The sequence below is a fragment of the Sutterella massiliensis genome (assembly GCF_016899755.1).
GTDB classification, from domain to species: Bacteria; Pseudomonadota; Gammaproteobacteria; order Burkholderiales; family Burkholderiaceae_F; genus Sutterella; species Sutterella massiliensis.
Genome location: NZ_JACJJC010000002.1, coordinates 218,217 through 234,416, shown reverse-complemented (window position 1 = coordinate 234,416; position 16,200 = coordinate 218,217). Strand labels below are relative to the sequence as shown.

The 16,200-nt window shown below is 62.8% G+C and carries 15 protein-coding genes and 1 pseudogene; 13 read left to right on the top strand and 3 right to left on the bottom strand.

Annotated elements, in window-relative coordinates; all coding sequences use genetic code 11:
* Positions 1 to 58 precede the first annotated feature (58 nt).
* From glyA to H6A60_RS02345, 12 genes and pseudogenes are all read left to right on the top strand, one after another.
* Entirely contained in the window at positions 59 to 1,330 is a 1,272-nt protein-coding gene (gene glyA, locus H6A60_RS02400) for a serine hydroxymethyltransferase (RefSeq protein ID WP_205101821.1), read from the top strand.
* Positions 1,331 to 1,515: 185 nt separating this feature from the next.
* Complete coding sequence (gene nrdR / locus H6A60_RS02395; RefSeq protein ID WP_205101820.1) at positions 1,516 to 2,013, top strand: transcriptional regulator NrdR; 498 nt, start codon at positions 1,516 to 1,518, stop codon at positions 2,011 to 2,013.
* Between the two features lie 32 nt (positions 2,014 to 2,045).
* Positions 2,046 to 3,161 carry a bifunctional diaminohydroxyphosphoribosylaminopyrimidine deaminase/5-amino-6-(5-phosphoribosylamino)uracil reductase RibD gene (gene ribD / locus H6A60_RS02390; RefSeq protein ID WP_439145073.1) on the top strand — a complete coding sequence of 372 codons (1,116 nt, stop codon included), beginning with the start codon at positions 2,046 to 2,048 and terminating at the stop codon, positions 3,159 to 3,161.
* 4 nt (positions 3,162 to 3,165) lie between these two features.
* On the top strand, positions 3,166 to 3,783 hold the full coding sequence (locus H6A60_RS02385; RefSeq protein WP_205101819.1) for a riboflavin synthase: 618 nt from the start codon (positions 3,166 to 3,168) through the stop codon (positions 3,781 to 3,783).
* Between the two features lie 255 nt (positions 3,784 to 4,038).
* On the top strand, positions 4,039 to 5,127 hold the full coding sequence (locus tag H6A60_RS02380; protein ID WP_205101818.1) for an NADH:flavin oxidoreductase/NADH oxidase: 1,089 nt from the start codon (positions 4,039 to 4,041) through the stop codon (positions 5,125 to 5,127).
* 252 nt (positions 5,128 to 5,379) lie between these two features.
* Positions 5,380 to 5,883 (top strand): 6,7-dimethyl-8-ribityllumazine synthase, encoded by a 504-nt coding sequence (gene ribH / locus H6A60_RS02375; RefSeq protein ID WP_205101817.1) that lies wholly within the window; start codon positions 5,380 to 5,382, stop codon positions 5,881 to 5,883.
* A 2-nt stretch (positions 5,884 to 5,885) separates the two neighbouring features.
* On the top strand, positions 5,886 to 6,398 hold the full coding sequence (nusB, locus tag H6A60_RS02370; RefSeq protein WP_205101816.1) for a transcription antitermination factor NusB: 513 nt from the start codon (positions 5,886 to 5,888) through the stop codon (positions 6,396 to 6,398).
* Between the two features lie 119 nt (positions 6,399 to 6,517).
* Positions 6,518 to 7,510 (top strand): thiamine-phosphate kinase, encoded by a 993-nt coding sequence (thiL, locus tag H6A60_RS02365; RefSeq protein ID WP_205101815.1) that lies wholly within the window; start codon positions 6,518 to 6,520, stop codon positions 7,508 to 7,510.
* Positions 7,511 to 7,548: 38 nt separating this feature from the next.
* Positions 7,549 to 8,076, top strand: a complete 528-nt coding sequence (locus tag H6A60_RS02360) for a phosphatidylglycerophosphatase A family protein (protein ID WP_205101814.1) — start codon at positions 7,549 to 7,551, stop codon at positions 8,074 to 8,076.
* A gap of 166 nt (positions 8,077 to 8,242) precedes the next feature.
* On the top strand, positions 8,243 to 8,773 hold the full coding sequence (locus H6A60_RS02355) for a CinA family protein (protein WP_439145072.1): 531 nt from the start codon (positions 8,243 to 8,245) through the stop codon (positions 8,771 to 8,773).
* Positions 8,774 to 8,869: 96 nt separating this feature from the next.
* Positions 8,870 to 10,171, top strand: a pseudogene (locus H6A60_RS02350) (hemolysin family protein); the annotation flags it as partial.
* Between the two features lie 394 nt (positions 10,172 to 10,565).
* Entirely contained in the window at positions 10,566 to 11,882 is a 1,317-nt protein-coding gene (locus H6A60_RS02345) for a hypothetical protein (RefSeq protein ID WP_205101811.1), read from the top strand.
* A 104-nt stretch (positions 11,883 to 11,986) separates the two neighbouring features.
* Here H6A60_RS02345 and pyrF read toward each other — a convergent pair whose 3' ends face one another.
* Entirely contained in the window at positions 11,987 to 12,802 is an 816-nt protein-coding gene (gene pyrF, locus H6A60_RS02340) for an orotidine-5'-phosphate decarboxylase (RefSeq protein ID WP_205101810.1), read from the bottom strand.
* A 339-nt stretch (positions 12,803 to 13,141) separates the two neighbouring features.
* Between pyrF and H6A60_RS02335 the strand changes: the two genes are divergently transcribed.
* Positions 13,142 to 13,771 (top strand): hypothetical protein, encoded by a 630-nt coding sequence (locus tag H6A60_RS02335; protein WP_239477534.1) that lies wholly within the window; start codon positions 13,142 to 13,144, stop codon positions 13,769 to 13,771.
* A 135-nt stretch (positions 13,772 to 13,906) separates the two neighbouring features.
* Here the strand turns inward: H6A60_RS02335 and groL are convergent, their stop codons facing one another.
* Together groL and H6A60_RS02325 are read right to left on the bottom strand one after the other, a co-directional pair.
* The gene (gene groL, locus H6A60_RS02330; protein WP_205101809.1) at positions 13,907 to 15,541 is read right to left on the bottom strand and encodes a chaperonin GroEL; all 1,635 of its coding nucleotides are present in this window, start codon (positions 15,539 to 15,541) and stop codon (positions 13,907 to 13,909) included.
* Positions 15,542 to 15,602: 61 nt separating this feature from the next.
* A complete protein-coding gene (locus tag H6A60_RS02325) occupies positions 15,603 to 15,890 on the bottom strand; it encodes a co-chaperone GroES (protein WP_205101808.1) in 288 nt (95 codons plus the stop codon).
* Positions 15,891 to 16,200: the final 310 nt, after the last annotated feature.

Sequence of the window (16,200 nt, the reverse complement as noted above, 5' to 3'; positions counted from 1 at the left end):
TTTCTAACGGACTGCGGGCGTTTTTTCAAAGCCATTCTTTTTCAGGGAGGACCCTCCGATGTACGACACCACGCAATGCCCTCGTTCGCTTGACCCGACGCTCTGGCAGTGGATCGACGCGGAAGCGCGGCGCCAGGAAGACCATATCGAACTCATCGCGAGCGAAAACTACGCTTCGCCCGCCGTGATGGCGGCGCAGGGCTCCTGTCTCACGAACAAATACGCCGAGGGCTATCCGGCCAAGCGCTACTACGGCGGCTGCGAATACGTCGACGCCGTCGAGCGTCTGGCAATCGAGCGCGCCAAGGCGCTTTTTTGCGCGCCCCACGGCGTTGAGTACGCCGTGAACGTGCAGCCGCACTCGGGCGCGCAGGCCAATATGGCGGCTTTCTTCGCCGTACTCGAGCCCGGAGACGTCTTCATGGGAATGTCGCTTGCCGAAGGCGGACACCTCACGCACGGGATGCACCTCAATATGTCGGGGCGCTACTTCCGGGCGGTACCCTACGGGCTCGATGCCAACGAAGCGATCGATTACGAAGCTCTTGAGGCGCTCGCGCTCGAACATCACCCGAAGCTCATCGTGGCCGGGGCGTCGGCCTATTCGCTTCGCATCGATTTCGCGCGCATGGCCGAGATCGCGCATCGCGCAGGGGCGCTTTTCATGGTCGACATGGCTCACTATGCGGGGCTTGTGGCTGCAGGTCTCTATCCGACGCCCTTTGGACATGCCGACATCGTGACGACGACCACGCACAAAACGCTGCGTGGTCCGCGCGGCGGGCTGATCTTCATGCGTCCGGATCTTGAAAAGCGCATCAATTCGGCGGTCTTCCCGGGCACGCAGGGCGGCCCCCTCATGCACGTGATTGCCGCGAAGGCCGCCGCGCTCGGCGAAGCGCTCAAGCCCGATTTCGTCCAATATCAGCGTGCCGTCGTCAAAAACGCCGCCGCGATGGCCGAGACGTTCGCGCAGCGCGGACTGCGCATCGTGTCGGGGCGCACGGAAAGCCACGTAATGCTTGTCGACCTTCGCTCGCTCGGACTGACGGGCAAAGCGGCCGAAGCGCTCCTTGACCGAGCGAACATCACGGTTAACAAGAACGCGATTCCGAACGATCCGCAGACGCCCTTCGTCACGTCGGGCATCCGCGTGGGTTCGCCCGCGGTGACGACGCGCGGCTTTAGCGAAGCGGACTGCCGCCGCACGGCCGAGCTGATCGTCGATCTGCTTGAAGCACCCGAAGACGAAGCGGTGCTCGCCCGCGTGTGCGAAGAGGTCGCCGAACTCGTCGCCGCGCATCCTGTCTACGGCAAGTCCGCTGCTTGATTTCTCTCAGGACGCCGCAACGGGACACAATAAGCATGAATCGGGCGCGAGCCGTATCGGCAGCGCCTGATTCCCATTTTTGCGGGACGCGCACCGTGCGGCTTCACCCACAAGGGGCTGTGTCTGCGGGGCATCGCTCAGCTAAACTTAGAAGGTTGAAGTCTTTTTTTCGCGGTGCCAGAAGCATGCGTTGTCCCTATTGCCAAAACCCCGTCACGAGCGTGATCGATTCGCGTGCGCCCGAAATGGGGGCGGTGATTCGCCGCCGCCGTCAGTGTCCGAAGTGCGGCAAGCGCTTCACGACCTTCGAGCGTGTCTCCTTTACCATGCCCTACATCGTGAAGAAAGGCGGCGGGCGCGTGGAATACGACCGCGCGAAGCTGCGCGGCTCCATGACGCTCGCGCTCAGAAAGCGCCCCGTTTCGCCCGACCGCATTGACGAGGCGGTCGACGAAATCGAGCAGCGTCTCGTTATGACGGGCGAGCGCGAGATCCGATCGAGCCGCCTCGGCGACCTCGTGCTCGCAGCGCTCAAGCGTCTCGACACGATCGCCTACATCCGCTTTGCGTCCGTTTATTTCAACATCAACGATCCGGAGGCGTTTGCCGACATGATCGAAGAGGCCGTGCGCGAGCACGCCGAGAAGAACGGGCGTCCCGAGCCCGTGGGAGAAACGCGATGACTGCGCAGAATACGCTCTCGCCCGAGTGCGCAGTGGCGCAGGACGAAGACGAGCGCTTCATGGCGCTGGCCCTGAAGGAAGCCGAGCACGCGCTGCGGCTCTCGCCCCCGAATCCGTCGGTGGGCGCCGTCATCGTGCGCGACGGGCGCGTCATCGCGCGGGGCTTCACGCAGCAGGTGGGCGGCCCGCATGCTGAAATCATGGCGCTTCGCGCGGCTGCGGCTGCGGGTGAATCTGTCGAGGGTGCGACCGTCTACGTGACGCTCGAGCCCTGTTCGCACTACGGCAGAACGCCGCCATGCGCCAAAGCGCTCATTGAAGCGAAGGTCGGGCGCGTCGTCGCTGCGCTCGGCGACCCCAATCCGCAGGTTTGCGGCCGAGGGCTCGCCATGCTTGAAGCGGCGGGAATCCCCACGCGTTCGGGCGTTCTGGCCGATGCTGCGCAGGCGATGAACGCGGGGTTTCTCTCGAGAATGACGAGGGGACTGCCTTGGGTGCGCATGAAGACCGCCGTAACGCTTGACGGTCGGACGGCGTTGGCCGACGGGCGCTCAAAGTGGATTACGGGCGAAGCCGCCCGCGCGGACGGACAGTACTGGCGGGCACGCGCGGGTGCCGTCGTTACGGGCATCGGCACGGTGCTCGCGGACGACCCGCAGATGAACGTGCGGCTGCCCGACCAAGTGCGTCAGCCGCTTCGCGTCGTCGTCGACGCGCATTATCGCATGCCGCCCGAAGCGGCCATGCTTCATACGCCGGGCGGCGCCGTGATCGTGGCGGGTGCGGCGCTCGAGACCGAAGAGGCGCGTGCGCGCACCGAGGCGCTGCGCCGGGCGGGGGCCGACATTCTGACGCTTCCCGACCGCGTCGACAGCAGCCGCGTCGATCTTCGCGCGCTCCTTATAGAATTGGCCGCACGCGAAGTCAACGACGTGCATCTCGAAGCCGGTGCGCGGCTCTCGGGGGCCTTCCTCAACGCGGGGCTTGTCGATGAATTGATTGTTTACCAGGCGCCCTGTCTTTTTGGCGAAGGCGCGGGGCCCGCGGCTGTTGAGCCGCCCGCTTCGCCCGGACTCGCGCATCGCTGGCACGTCGTCTCGCTCGAGACGATCGGCAAGGATATTCGCATCATCTGTAGGAGAAACTGAAGAAATGTTTACCGGTATTGTTCAAGCCGTCGGCAAGGTTCGCGAACCCGAGAAGCTCGGCAACGGCGTTCGTCTTACGATTCTTGCCCCCGAACTCGGGCTCGGCGACGTGCACGTCGGCGACTCGATCGCCGTCAACGGCGCCTGCATGACCGTCATTGAGGTCAATGAGCGCGAATTCAAGGTCGACGTTTCCGCCGAAAGCCTCTCGAAGACGACCGGTCTCGACACCTTCGGCGAAGTGAACCTTGAGAAGGCGATGCGTTTGGGCGACCGCGTCGACGGTCACCTCGTGAGCGGCCACGTCGACGGCGTGGGCCAGGTCGAGTCGATGGAACAGGTGGCCGAGTCGTGGCGCCTCGTTGTGCGCGCGCCGCGCAAGCTCTCGCCCTACCTCGCCTACAAGGGCTCGATCACGGTGAACGGCGTTTCGCTCACAATCAACAAGGTCGAAGACACGGCGCTCGACACGCTCATCACGATCAACCTGATTCCGCACACGGTTGAAGTGACGACGCTCAAGCACCTGAAGGCGCAGGACAACGTCAACCTCGAAATCGACACGATCGCGCGCTACATCGAGCGCATGGTGTCGCTGCGCGACGACGACGCGCTCTTCTAAGTTCCGAAGGAACGGGGCTCGAGCGCTGACTCGAATGCCTTCTTAGCGTTCCATTCTTTTCGGACGGCCAACACAAAGCCCGCGGCGCCTTCGGCGCACCGCGGGCTTTGCTTTGGGATGAAAAAGCCGAGCGACTTTTCAATGCGCCAAAAGCGCTTTTCGGCGGACGGACGGATAATGGATGTCGCTGCGGCTCGGACATCTCGACGCGTTTCGAGTGTGTGGAGCCGAATAAAAACAAGGAGGCAGTCCAAAATGAATCCCGTGCTTTTCACGCCGCTTAAGCTCGGCGAAGTGACGGCGGCAAACCGCATCGCCGTGCCGCCGATGTGCATGTACAGCGCCAAGATCGGCGTCGCTCAGCCCTTCCACCTCGCGCATTACGCGAGACTCGCGCAGTCGGGCGCGGGACTCGTTTGCATTGAAGCGTGCGCGGTGACGCCCGAAGGGCGCATCACCGAGGGCGACCTCGGACTTTGGTCGGATGAGTGCGAAGCGGGCATTGCTGCCGTTGTTGACGCGATGCGCACTGCCGCGCCGGGCGTGAAGATTCTTATTCAGCTTTCGCACGCCGGACGCAAGGCGAGCCGCACGGCGCCCTGGCTCGGCAGCAAGCCCCTTGGGATTGCCGAAGGCGGCTGGCGCGTGCGCGCGCCGAGCGACATTGCTTTCGGCGCCGACGGCCCCAGGCCCCTGCCGCTCGACTTCGACGAGTGCGGCGCACTCGTTCGCGCATTCGCCCAAGCCGCCAAGCGCGCCGAACGCGCGGGCGTCGACGGCATTGAACTTCATATGGCACACGGCTACCTCATTCACGAGTTCCTTTCGCCCTTGTCGAACACCCGCATTGACGAGTACGGCGGTGCCTTTGAAAACCGCACGCGCTTTGCCTTTGAGACGGCCGACGCCGTCAAGAGCGCCGTTGCCGCGCGCACGGCCGTGGGGCTGCGCGTCTCGGCAACCGATTGGGTCGAGGGCGGCTGGACGCTTGAGGAGACGATCGAACTCGTGCACGGCATGAAGCGTCACGGTCTCGACTTTGTCGACGTCTCGACGGGCGGACTCGTGCCGGACGCTCGCATTGAAGAGGCGCCGGGCTACCAAACGTCTTTTGCTGCGCGCGTCAAGGCTGCCGTCGACATGCCCGTCTTCGCGTGCGGGTGCATCACCGAGGCCGAACAGGCCGAAACGATTCTTCGCGCTGGCTTGGTCGACGGCATCGATGTCGGGCGCGGCATGCTCGACGATCCCAACTGGGGCTGGCACGCTGCGCGTGCGCTCGGCCTCAAGGCCGTGCCCGGACTCGCGGTGCCCCCGCAGTACGAGCGAGGACTGCGGCTCTGAGGCTAAGCGGCGTAGGCGCTTATGCCGAAAGTTGGGGGCTCGAAAGAGAATTCCTCAGGGCTTCAAGGTAAAATGGAGAGTTCAGCGACGGCGCGCCACTGCGGTGCGCCGCTCGCGGGTTTGTGCTTAATTGGCCGGTGGCGGCGCGGGGCGAAACAGCGCTTCTGTGCGGTGCCGGCACTCGAATCAATGCTTCCAGCCGCTGCGCGCGTTTTGAAGAAGTGCGCGGCAAGACTCGAAGAGGAGAAAAAAATGGCTGTTGATGTGATTCCCACTTCCCTCGACGGAACGGATCTCCGAATCGGGATTGTTGTCGCCCGATTCAACGAATACGCCGGCCGCGGCGAATACGAGGCCTGCATGGATGAGCTGCGCAAGCTCGGTGTGATGGACGAAGACGTCACCAAGGTGTCGGTCCCGGGGGCGCTCGAAATTCCGCTCGCGCTCCAGAAGCTCGCGCAGACCGACGAATACGATGCGCTCATCGCGCTCGGCGCCGTCATCCGCGGTGAAACCTATCACTTCGAAATCGTTTCGAACGAATCGGCCGCCGGCATCATGCGTGTGTCGCTCGACTTCGAAATTCCGATCGCCAACGGCGTGCTTACCACGAACGACGACGAACAGTGCGAAGAGCGCATTGACATGAAGGGCCGCGACTGCGCCCGCTGCGCCGTCGAAATGGCCAATCTCGCCAAGGAGTTCGTCTCGGCCGAAGATTTCGAACCCGAAGACGACGAAGAAGAGGACCGCTGAGCATGACCGGCACGCAAAAGACGCATCGTCGTCCGCACTCCGCGCGACACCTTGCGCGCGTCTTCACGCTGCTCGGCCTCTATCAGTGGATCGCCGACCCGACGCTGCGCTACACGGAAATCGAGTCGCACCTCGCGGGCCTCATCAACGAAGAGAGCGGCGAGCTTGAAGGCAGCGACATTTCGCCTGCGGACTTCGAGCGCGCCGACAAGACGCTCTTTCACGATCTGCTCTCGGGGGTGCTCCTCGATGCGCAGGCCGTTGAAGAAGTCTTCAAGGCCTTTGTCGACCGCGATCTCAAGCGCGTTTCGCTCGTTGAGCGCGCGATTCTCTTTCTCGGCACGTACGAGCTGATGAAATGTCCGCAGACGCCCTACCGCGTTGTGCTCAATGAGTCGATTGAGCTCGCCAAGCAGTTCGGCAGCGGCTACCGCTTCACGAACGCCGTGCTCGAGCACGTCGCGCAGACCGTGCGTAAGACTGAGTTCGACGCCGATCACGCGGCTAAGGCTTAATGCGCTTGACTGGGTCGACGGCACAAAAGCCGGACGCTCGGAAAGCGAACGGAGGCTCTCCGGCGGTGCGAAAGCGCTCCGCGGAGGGCCTTTTTTGCGCGATTGAGGAGAAGAAAAAAATGGCGCAAAGAGGGGAATTCCAGATTATTGAACGCTTTTTCACGCACGAAACATTCGGTGCGTGGAAAAGTCAGGGCGTGGGCGACGACTGCGCGATCATCGATACGGGTGCGGGCCGTTTGGCCGTGACGACCGATATGATGGCGCTCGGTACGCACTTTTTGCCCGATGCGGATCCCGAGGACGTGGGCTACAAAGCGCTTGCCGTCAATCTCTCGGACCTCGCGGCAGCGGGCGCCGTTGCGCGCGCCTTTTTTCTCTCGATCGGGCTGCCGCGGCGCGACGACGGGTGGCTCGCGGACTTTTCGCGCGGTCTCATGAGACTCGCCGAAACCTCGGGCTGCGCGCTTTTGGGGGGCGACACCACGCGTACGCCCGAAGTGAACGGGCGGCACGCGCCCGTGACGATTTCGATCACGGCGATGGGCGACCTGCCCGCGGGCATGGGTCTCACGCGCGCGGGCGCCAAGCCGGGCGACGATATCTGGGTTTCGGGCACCGTGGGCGACGCTTACGCAGCGCTCAAGTGCCGCTGGGGTCACTGGGACCTCATGCCTGATGCGCAGGCCGCCTGCTTTGCGCGCATGGATCGTCCGACCCCGCGCAATGCGCTCGGCGAAGCACTTCTGCCGCTCGCGCATGCCTGCGCGGACATTTCCGATGGACTGCTTGCGGACTTGGGGCATATTCTCGAGCGCTCCGGCGTCTCGGCCGAAATCGACTGGGAGTCGATTCCGATTTCGCTTGCGCTCAAGTCGCTCACGATCGCCAAGCAGCACGAAGCGGCGCTCGCGGGCGGCGACGACTACGAGCTTGTCTTCACGGCTGCGCCCGACATGGCCGAACGCATCTGGGCCGCGGGGCTCGCCACGGGCACGCCCGTGACGCGCATCGGCCGCATCACAGAGCAAAGCGCGAGGAACCTCACGGTGCGCGACGCCCAAGGGCTCCCCGTCGTCTTCGAGCGGGCGGGGTTCGATCACTTCGCCTGACAAGCGGTCCCTAGAGAGGCCTCCCCAAAGGAAGAGCATTGTTTTCGAAATACGATCCCTCGAATCCCGCCAACCGCGTGCGGCTCACGATGCGCTTTGCTTGGGCCAAGCCCTCGCACGTCGCGGCGACTTTCTTCGGTGCCGGGGCGCTTCGCCCCGCTCCGGGCACTTGGGGTACGGCTGCGGGCGTTGCCGTTTATGCGCTTCTTTCGCCCTTCATGGCGCCTTGGGGATTTGTCGGCTGGGCGGTTCTGTCGGCTGCGGTCTTTGCGCTTGGCGTCTGGGCTGCGAACGACGTCGCGCGCGATCTCGGCGTAGAGGACCACGGCGGGATCGTTCTTGATGAGGTTGTTGCCGTGTGGCTCGTCTGCGCGGGCGGGCCAGACGATTGGTGCTGGTGGATTGCGGCCTTCTTTGCTTTTCGCTTCTTCGATATCGTCAAAGTCTGGCCGGGCTCTTGGGCCGACCGCACTATTCATGGCGGCTTCGGCGTCATGGTTGACGACCTCTTTGCGGCGTTTTATGCCTGGGGCTCCCTGCGGCTTTGCGAGATGTTCCTTCGTTGATTGGGCGACGCGAACGTGCCGGTCGTGTTGTTCGCATGCTCGAGTGAGTGCCTGTTGACGCGTGCGTAGGCAACCGCATGCAAGGTATGCTAAACGTCGACCATCAATTCTTTCGGGCGCGCAGCGAACGATCGACCAAGCCGGCGCGCAGCTTCCAATGGCAGATTTGAACGAGCAGGCGGCGCTTGCCGCCGAAATCCTCGGCAGCCTCGCGCTCGAAGGCCGCCACACGATTGCAACGGCCGAGAGCCTCACGGGGGGCGCCGTTTCGGCGGCGATCACGAGCGTGGCGGGCGCTTCACAGTGGTTCGAGCGCGGGTTTGTCGTTTATACGGCGCGCGCCAAAAGCGAGATGCTCGATGTGCCGCCCGAACTCATTGAAAAAGAGGGCGTCGTGTCGCTTGCCGTCGCGCACGCGATGGCGCGCGGCGCCGCCGCAAGAAGCACCGCCGACTTGTCCGTTGCGCTCACGGGCGTTGCAGGTCCCACGGGCGGCACGCCCGAGACGCCTGTCGGCACCGTTTGCATCGGCTGGGGGCAGAAACTCTTTGACGGTACGGTCGTGACGGCGGCGCGCCGCATCAACGTGCCGGGTAGCCGCGCCACCGTCATTGCGGGCGCCAAGCGCGTTGCGCTGCAAGGGCTCATCGCACTCATCAAGGGCGAAAATCCCGCGGGGATGCCCTGCGAATTTTGACCGAGATCCGATCGACATCGACCGAACTTATGGCTGCGGGGCAGCCCCATTGTCGCTTCGGATCCCAACCACACTTTTCGAAAAAGGCAACCGACTATGTCGAGCTGGCTGGACGTACTCATCCTTCTCTTTCTGATCGGCCTCAACGGCGCCTTTGCCATGAGCGAAATCGCGCTCGTGACGAGCCGCAAGGCGCGCCTGCAGCTTCTTGAGGACGATCGCGTCGCGGGCGCGGCCCGTGCACAGGAACTCAATCGCGATCCCACGCGCGCGCTCTCGACCATTCAGGTCGGCATCACGTCGATCGGCATTCTCTCGGGCATTGTCGGGGAGTCGGCGCTTGCCGCACCGGTCGCGTCGCTTTTGACGGCGCTCGGCGTGGCACCCGCCACCGCCAAGGGGGTGGGGCTTCTCGTCGTGGTTGTTCTCATCACGTACTTCTCGATCGTTTTGGGCGAACTTGTCCCGAAGCGAATCGGGCAGCTCTCGCCCGAGCGCATCGCCTGCCGCATTGCCAATCCCATCCATTACCTGTCGATCGCTGCGGCGCCCTTTGTGAAGCTTCTGAGCTTTTCGACTCACGCGATCATGCGCCGGCTCGGCGCCGATGAGAAGCAGGACGCGGGCGTTACAGAAGAGGAAATTCACGCCATGATCGACGAAGGCGAAGAGTCGGGCGTGATCGAGTCCGTGGAGCGCGACATGGTGCGAAATGTCTTTCATTTGGACGATCGTCAGGTGGGCTCGCTCATGACGCCGCGCGCGAACATCAGTTGGATCAATCTCGAAGACAGCCGCGAAGTCAACATTGAAAAGATCTGCCGCTCCAAGCGCTCGCGCATGCCCGTGTGCGAAGGAAGTCTCGACAATGTCAAAGGCTTTTGCTCGACGCGCATTCTTATGCAGCAGATGCTCGAAAACGGCAAGCCCAATTTCCGCAACAACTTGGCGCCCGCTACCTATGTACCCGAGTCGCTCACGGGCATGGAGCTCATGGAGCATTTCCGTAAGACCGACAGCCCCATGGCGCTCGTCGTTGACGAGTACGGCGAAGTGCAGGGGCTCGTGACGCCGCGCGATCTTCTCGAGGCGATTGCGGGTGAATTCAAGCCCGAGACGCCCGAAGCGGCAAGCGTGACGCGCCGCGAGGACGGCTCGCTTCTGTTGGGCGGCATCATTTCGATTCCGGAAATGAAGGACGTGCTTGACATCCGCAGCGTGCCGCTCGAAGACGAGGGGCGCTACCAGACGCTCGCCGGGATGATCATGCTGCTTTTGGGGCGCATGCCCAAAGAGGGCGATATCGTCGAGTGGTCCGGTTGGCGCTTTGAAGTGGTCGATATGGACGGGCGACGCATCGACAAGGTGATTGCTTCGCGCCCGAAGCCCGGCGCCGCCGTGAAGGCCGCACTCGTGAAGATCAGTAAGCCCATTGCGCTCGCAGCCGACGCGGCCGTGAAGTCGACGAAGGCCTCGTTCTCGGCGGCAAAGGTTCCGGCTAAGACCGCTGAGAAAGCGACGGACAAGGCAGCCGATAAAACGGATAAAGCGCCCGAGAAAGTGCTCGGACGCGTGTCGCTCAAGCTCGAGCAGCGTGCGAGCGCGGCTGCCGGGACGCGAAAGACCGTGCAAGCGGCACGCGATCGAGCGAGCGGAGTGCAGCAGACACCAACGAATGAAGAGCCGCTGCGTGACCGGTCGGCGGTAAAGCGGGCGGCACCGGACCCGGTGACGCGCGCCGATCAGGGTGCGCGCACGCTGAGCACGGACCATCCGACGAGCGAGGACAAAGATGAATAAAAAACTCATTGGGGGTGTCGTCGCGGTTGCTCTCGCCGCAGCAGCGGGCGTGGGGCTCGTTGCGACGGAAAAGCGCGCATTTGAGACGGCGCTCCGCGATTTTGCGGCTGCCGCACCCGAGGGGGTTTCGATTGAAGCGGACATTACCGGGTCGGACTTCCTTTCGACCGAGTTTTCCGTTCGCATCGGTGAGGCCGCGGGGAACTTTGCCGCGCGCTGGCAGGGTCGAGCTGAGTACGGCTTCGGGACCGTGGTGCGTGCGTCACTCGACGATCGCCGCGATCTCGGCCGCGTCTTGGCGGATATGGGCGTAGCGGGTTTTCGCGACGAACTTGAAATTGAATGGGCGCCGTGGCGCAAAGAGGTGCCGGTCCGTTGGCGGACAGCCGGGTTTGACTATCTGCCCGACGGCAAGGCCGGTCCCGGAGCGCTCACCTGCACGGTCGAACCCTTGCGGTTCGAGGGGGCGGTGAAGGACGGCCGCTTCGTGCGGTTCGATTACGCGGGAGAAGGCTTCGGGTGCAGTGCGGGCGGCAGGCAGCAGCTTTCCGTCAAGGACTTTGCACTGTGCTATGAAGAAAAAGCAGCACCCGACGCCGAAACGCTCAAGCACCTAGCACCCCTCTTTCCGAGCGAAGCTTCGCTTCGCGTCGGCGTGATTTCGGGTGAAGGTTTTTCGATGAAGTCGCTCGCGCTCGCTTCAACGCTCGCGAAAGCGGCCGATGCGGAAAAGACCGGCAAGGCCGAAATGTCGGATAAAACGCAGAAGACCGCTGCCGGTGAGAAGCCGGATGCCCGCTGGCGGCAGACGTTCGACGGCGCCGTCGAGTCGCCTGTCTTTGAGAATGCGGCAATCGGCGACCGAATCGCGGTGCGTCTGCATCTCGAAGGTTTGACGCAGACCTTGGCCGACAATCTTGTGGGGCTGCAGGTCGCAATGCTCGCGCTCGGCGACGAGTCGCTTTTGGCGGCGGGTGCCGTCAAGGCCGTTGAAGATGCGTTCATGCGCGGCGGTCTCGCGCTCAACCTTGAAACGCTCTCGCTCGAGCACAAGGGCGAGCGCGCCGAAGCCGCCGGGCGCATCGCCTTCATGGGCGACGCCGAACGCGACCGTGCGGCCGCATTCGATCCGAATCGAGGCGTCTCGCTCGGTGCGCTCTCTGTATCGGTTCCGGCCTCAATGATCGACGAAAAGACGGCGGCTCCCTTTATTGAAAGCGGTGCGCTGCGTCTTGTATCGGGCTTCTACCAGTCGCACCTCGAATTGTCGACGGCGGGCGTTCGCGCCAACGGCGTGCCGATTTTCTGAGCGCACCGAGCGCACGTAAGCGAAGCACTCAAGAAAAACGGGCGCCCTCGATCGGATCGGGACGCCCGTTTTGTTCGGCGCGTAGAGCGCCGGAGCGGCTCGCTTTAGAGGCGGGCGCTATTGATCGCGTCGCGCGTTTCTTCGGCGGCGATTTTGGCTTTTTCCTGCCAATCTTCACCCTTGCTCGCGTAGATGATCGCTCGGCCCGAGTTGATCACCATGCCGTCGCCGCGCTCGGTACGGCCGGCCTTGACGCAGTCGTTGATGCTGCCGCCCTGCGCGCCGATACCCGGCACAAGGAGCGGTACGTCGGGCGCAATGCTGCGAACGCTCGCGAGTTCAAGGGGATAGGTTGCACCCACGACGAGGCCGAGCTGTCCGTTTGTGTTCCAGTCACTGGAAACGAGGCGCGCGACACGCTCGTAGAGGCGTTCGCCGTCGATCTTGAGCATCTGTAAATCGTCGCCGCCCTTGTTGGAGGTGCGGCAGAGGATGAATGCACCCTTGTCGCGGTAGGCGAGGTAGGGTTCGATCGTGTCGAACCCCATATAGGGCGAGAGCGTTACGCAGTCGGCCTTGTAGCGTTCAAACGCTTCGCGCGCGTAGTGTTCGGCCGTCGAGCCGATGTCGCCGCGCTTGGCGTCGAGAATCACCGGAATGCCGGGATGATTTTCGTGGATGTAAGCGATCACGTCTTCGAGCTCGCGCTCGGCGCCGCAGCTCGCAAAATAGGCAATCTGCGGCTTGAAGGCGCAGACGGCGTGCGCCGTGGCGTCGACGATGCCTTTGCAGAAATCGTAGATCGCGCCGGGCTTGCCCTGAAGGGGCAGCGGGAAGCGCGCCGGGTTCGGGTCGAGGCCGACGCAAAGAAGCGAATTGGCGCTTTGCCAGCGCGCGGCAAGCATCTCGGTGAAGGTCATGGCGTCAAAAAATATAAAAAGCCGGGGAAACGATTCTCGAGCGCAAGGGCCCGAGCGCGCAAAAGGGCTGCACTCGGTCGAGCCCGAAGAGGTCGGGCGTCATTCTACCGAAGCGCCTGCAGTTGAACCAGACATTTTGAGGCGCTTTGCGAAGCCGATTGGGCAGGATCGAGGCGAAATCGGGCGCAATCGGTTGATTACAGGACTGCATGATTGCGCTACGATGAAAGCCGACTCGACGCAAACGTCCTCGTCGGGACTTGGCGGCCCGAGCGCTCGCTCGGGCGGTCGAAGGCATCCCGCAGGGCGCATGCACCGCGACTTCTATGGGAGGAAAGCATGAGCTTTAACTATCGAATGGACCGCCGCAGCGCGCTGCGTGCGGCCTTTGCGGCCGGTTTGGCCGCGGCGGGCGCCTCGGGCGCACCGCTTCTTGCGAACGCCTACGAGTCAAAGTGGCCCGCCAAACCCCGCGTGCCGACGGACCTCAATCTCGAAGAGCTCTTCGTCGAGCTTGAAAAGGGCGGCAAGGGCCTGCGCATCTCCGAAGTCAAAGACGCGCCCACTGTCTACATGCTTTTCGATACCCAGTGCAGTTGGTGCGTTTGGGAAGAGGCGCAGTTTGAACCGTTCTTTGACAAAGTGAACTTCGTTTGGTTCCCGGTGGCGCTTCTCTCCCCTTGGAGCCCGCTTCAGGGGGCGGCCATTCTCGCGGCCAAGGACCCCATCGCGGCTTGGAAGTTGCATCGCGATCACTTCAAGGATCCGGACTTCCGGGGCTTGGACGTGCGCAAGATGGATATTCCCTTCGATATGCAGAAGGCCGTTTGGGACAATTCGAAGATTTATCGCCGCGCGGGCGGCCGTGAGGTGCCCTTCGGCGTGATGAAGACGACGAACGGTCGCTATGTGCCGATTCCGGAAATGAAGCGCGAAGAGTTTGTGTCCGTGACGGGCATCGATCTCTAAGGTTGAACCCCGTCGAGAGCAAGACTCGACAAAAAAAGGGCGTCCTCCGCAAAAGAGGACGCCCTTTGAATTCCTGCATGCGTCGGCGCTCGTTAAAGCGCCTGGCGCATGCTTGAAGCCAAGAAGCGGCGAAGATTACATCATGCCGCCCATGCCGCCCATGGCATCCATGCCGGCCGGGGCCTTTTCTTCAACGGGGAAGTCGGCCACCATGCAGTCGGTCGTGAGGATGAGCGAGGCGACGGAGGCCGCGTTCTGCAGCGCCGTGCGGGTAACCTTCGTCGGGTCGAGAACGCCCATTTCGACGAGGTCGCCGTATTCGCCCGTCTGGGCGTTGTAGCCGTAGTTGCCTTCACCGTTGGCGACGTTGTTCACAACGACGCTCGGTTCGTCGCCGGCGTTGGCGACGATCTGGCGCAGCGGCTCTTCCATCGCGCGCAGCACGATCTTGATGCCGGCGTTCTGTTCGTCGTTGGCGCCCTTGAGGTCCTTGATGGCGAGCTTGGCGCGGATGAGCGCAACGCCGCCGCCCGGGACGATGCCTTCTTCAACGGCAGCGCGCGTGGCGTGCAGCGCGTCTTCGACGCGGGCCTTCTTTTCCTTCATTTCGACTTCGGTCGCAGCACCCACCTTGATGAGCGCAACGCCGCCGGCGAGCTTGGCAACGCGTTCCTGAAGCTTTTCACGGTCGTAGTCGCTCGTGGCGGCTTCGATCTGCGTGCGGATGTTCTTCACGCGGTTTTCGATGGCCTCGGCAGAGCCGGCGCCGTCGATGATCGTCGTGTTTTCCTTCGAGACTTCGATCTTCTTGGCCGAGCCGAGTTCGGCGAGCGTAGCCTTTTCGAGCGAGAGGCCGACCGTGCTCGTGATCACCGTGCCGCCCGTGAGGATGGCGATGTCTTCAAGCATGGCGGTGCGGCGGTCACCGAAGCCCGGCGCCTTGACGGCGCAGACCTTGAGGATGCCGCGGATCGAGTTCACCACGAGCGTGGCGAGCGCTTCGCCGTCGATGTCTTCAGCGATGATGAGCAGCGGACGAGCGGCTTTGGCAACCTGTTCGAGGATCGGGAGCAGTTCGCGAATGTTGCTGATCTTCTTGTCGTGCAGAAGAACAAACGGATTTTCGAGAACGGCAGCCTGCTTTTCGGGCTGGTTGATGAAGTAGGGCGAGAGATAGCCGCGGTCGAACTGCATGCCTTCGACGACTTCGAGTTCGTTCTTGAGGCTCTTGCCGTCTTCGACCGTGATCACGCCTTCCTTGCCCACCTTGTCCATGGCTTCAGAGATGATTTCGCCGATTTCATGGTCGGAGTTCGCGGAGATGGCGCCCACCTGAGCGATTTCCTTGTTCGTGGTCGTCGGCTTCGAGAGGAGCTTGAGCTCTTCGATGGCGGCGGCAACAGCCTTGTCGATGCCGCGCTTGAGATCCATCGGGTTCATGCCGGCGGCAACAAACTTCATGCCTTCGTCAACGATGGCCTGCGCGAGCACCGTAGCGGTCGTCGTGCCGTCGCCGGCGTTGTCGCTCGTCTTCGAAGCGACTTCGCGAACCATCGCGGCGCCCATGTTTTCGAACTTGTCCTTGAGTTCGATTTCCTTGGCGACCGAAACGCCGTCCTTCGTGACGGTCGGACCGCCGAAGGCGCGTTCGAGCACGACGTTGCGGCCCTTCGGACCGAGCGTGACCTTGACGGCATCGGCGAGAACATTGATGCCGCGAACCATCTTGGAGCGGGCGTCGTCACCAAAGAGAACCTGCTTAGCAGCCATTTTCTTCAATCCTTAATCAGTAAATTCGTATCGGAAATTGTGTGCGCGAAATCAAAGGCGATTATTCGAGAACGCCCATGATGTCTTCTTCGCGCATGACGAGAAGCTCTTCACCGTCGACCTTGACGGTCTGGCCGGAGTACTTGCCGAAGATCACGCGGTCGCCGACCTTGACGTCGGGCGTGATGATGCGGCCGGCTTCATCGCGCTTGCCCGGACCCACGGCGATGACTTCGCCCTGATCGGGCTTTTCACCGGCGGCGTCGGGAATGACGATGCCGAAGGCGGTCGTCGTTTCGGCTTCAAGGCGCTTGATGATGACGCGGTCATGCAAAGGACGGATCTGCATCTCAGATATCTCCAATCAACAAACTTGGTTGCCGTCTCCGCGGGTGCCCTTCCTGGGGCCGCCGAATCGGGAGGCGGACGAAGAAAAAACCGGCCGAAGGCGCAGCTGCGAGCGGGCATCCGACCCGACTTCGCGGCGCTTTCGCCATGCATACTCCCCATATGGGGACGGGCCCAATTTTTTTCAAGAGCGTCAGGCAAAAAAATATTTCGATTGTTTTCAGTGACGGAGGCGCTTGTCGAAGCAGGGCCGAAAGTCTGTCAAAAGGCGGCAAAAAGGCGCGAAAAAGCGTTTAGAGACGACGTAATTG

Excerpts from the sequence above, each read along its gene's own strand:
- glyA (WP_205101821.1), top strand. The coding sequence starts at position 59 with ATGTACGACACCACGCAATGCCCTCGTTCGCTTGACCCGACGCTCTGG.
- nrdR (WP_205101820.1), top strand. The coding sequence starts at position 1,516 with ATGCGTTGTCCCTATTGCCAAAACCCCGTCACGAGCGTGATCGATTCG.
- H6A60_RS02385 (WP_205101819.1), top strand. The coding sequence starts at position 3,166 with ATGTTTACCGGTATTGTTCAAGCCGTCGGCAAGGTTCGCGAACCCGAG.
- H6A60_RS02380 (WP_205101818.1), top strand. The coding sequence starts at position 4,039 with ATGAATCCCGTGCTTTTCACGCCGCTTAAGCTCGGCGAAGTGACGGCG.
- ribH (WP_205101817.1), top strand. The coding sequence starts at position 5,380 with ATGGCTGTTGATGTGATTCCCACTTCCCTCGACGGAACGGATCTCCGA.
- nusB (WP_205101816.1), top strand. The coding sequence starts at position 5,886 with ATGACCGGCACGCAAAAGACGCATCGTCGTCCGCACTCCGCGCGACAC.
- thiL (WP_205101815.1), top strand. The coding sequence starts at position 6,518 with ATGGCGCAAAGAGGGGAATTCCAGATTATTGAACGCTTTTTCACGCAC.
- H6A60_RS02345 (WP_205101811.1), top strand. The coding sequence starts at position 10,566 with ATGAATAAAAAACTCATTGGGGGTGTCGTCGCGGTTGCTCTCGCCGCA.
- pyrF (WP_205101810.1), bottom strand. The coding sequence starts at position 12,802 with ATGACCTTCACCGAGATGCTTGCCGCGCGCTGGCAAAGCGCCAATTCG.
- H6A60_RS02335 (WP_239477534.1), top strand. The coding sequence starts at position 13,142 with ATGAGCTTTAACTATCGAATGGACCGCCGCAGCGCGCTGCGTGCGGCC.
- groL (WP_205101809.1), bottom strand. The coding sequence starts at position 15,541 with ATGGCTGCTAAGCAGGTTCTCTTTGGTGACGACGCCCGCTCCAAGATG.
- H6A60_RS02325 (WP_205101808.1), bottom strand. The coding sequence starts at position 15,890 with ATGCAGATCCGTCCTTTGCATGACCGCGTCATCATCAAGCGCCTTGAA.